Genomic DNA, 1,114 nt, shown 5'->3' with positions numbered 1-1,114 from the left:
GATGCCATGCCGCTCTCGTCACTTAACAAGTAAACACCCAATAAACCGGCGCCGATCGCGCCGATAATCCACAGTTTCTTGGTCATGATTTATGCGTGTGCCATTCTTGATTGCAACCAGCTGCGTGAGAACTTGAGGTCTTTTTCGATTAGACTTGCGCTGCACTCTAGCAGTTCGCTAATCTCCTGGTTCTTCATGCCCATCAGGTATTTGAGTTTTAAGGCGCTCGATTGACGTGGGTAACGTGTGCTAAAGCTATCTAAGGCTTTGTCCATGATGATCAACTGCTCAAAGCGGTCTTCTTCGTCCTTCATCAGCGTGATGTGCTGGCGTTTTTGCGCTTGGTGTGAGCGAGCGTTGTCGATCAATATCTGGCGCATGACTTTAGCGGCCATTAAGAAAAAATCACGCTTGGTGGCGATTTCACTCATGTCGCAGTTTGACATCTTTAGGTAAGCATCATGAATCAATGCGGTGGTGCTGTTGACGCTGTCTGCCAATACCATATTGTCGGTGCCGTATTTTTCGGCGTTGCGCTCACGTTCTTGTTGGGCGATTTTACGCAGTTGCAAATAGGCGAATTGGTACAGCTCGCTTTCGGCTTGTTTGTTGCCAGACTGCCACTGCTGAATAATGTGGGTTAGGGCTGAAGTCGTTGCCATGGTTATACCTCCTCGCTCACTTTGACAAATTCAGAAATCGTATGCGTTTCAATATGATCAGAACCATCTCGGTTACGACTAACGTTCTGTTGGTAGCGATACAAAATGCCTTGCTCCCAGTTGGCTCCCGCCGGTAAGTATTCCCAAGTGGTGTAGTTGATTTCTGCCGGAGTGGTTGACCAGCGCACCATGATGTTCATTTGCGCCAAATTGGCTTTCGGTTCGTCATTGTTTACCCACCACATATCGGCAAACTCGCGGGTGACATCTTGGGTGTATAGGCTTGCATCGGTTGGGCAGGTCTCGGCGCTGCGTGGCAATCGCATCACTTGTTGGTGGCGCATTAACAGACACGATTGTGTCATGGATTGCTGGTGGTATTGGGTTTGCTGCCACACGCCGAGGTAGTCGATGGCGTGTTCGCTGGTGTTAGGGCAGGAAAACCACAGCAT

1 protein-coding gene and 1 pseudogene are annotated in these 1,114 nt (G+C 49.4%); both read right to left on the bottom strand.

What is annotated here, in order from left to right; all coding sequences use genetic code 11:
* Positions 1-89: 89 nt before the first annotated feature.
* Positions 90-662: a sigma-70 family RNA polymerase sigma factor gene (locus R7F67_RS24730; RefSeq protein ID WP_005455178.1), complete on the bottom strand. Its 573-nt coding sequence runs from the start codon at positions 660-662 to the stop codon at positions 90-92.
* 2 nt (positions 663-664) lie between these two features.
* Positions 665-1,114: pseudogene (locus tag R7F67_RS24725) on the bottom strand (chromosome partitioning protein ParA); the annotation flags it as partial.

This window comes from Vibrio sp. YT-17, assembly GCF_033337375.1.
GTDB lineage: Bacteria > Pseudomonadota > Gammaproteobacteria > Enterobacterales > Vibrionaceae > Vibrio > Vibrio alginolyticus.
This window is presented reverse-complemented; position numbering and strand designations above follow the sequence as displayed.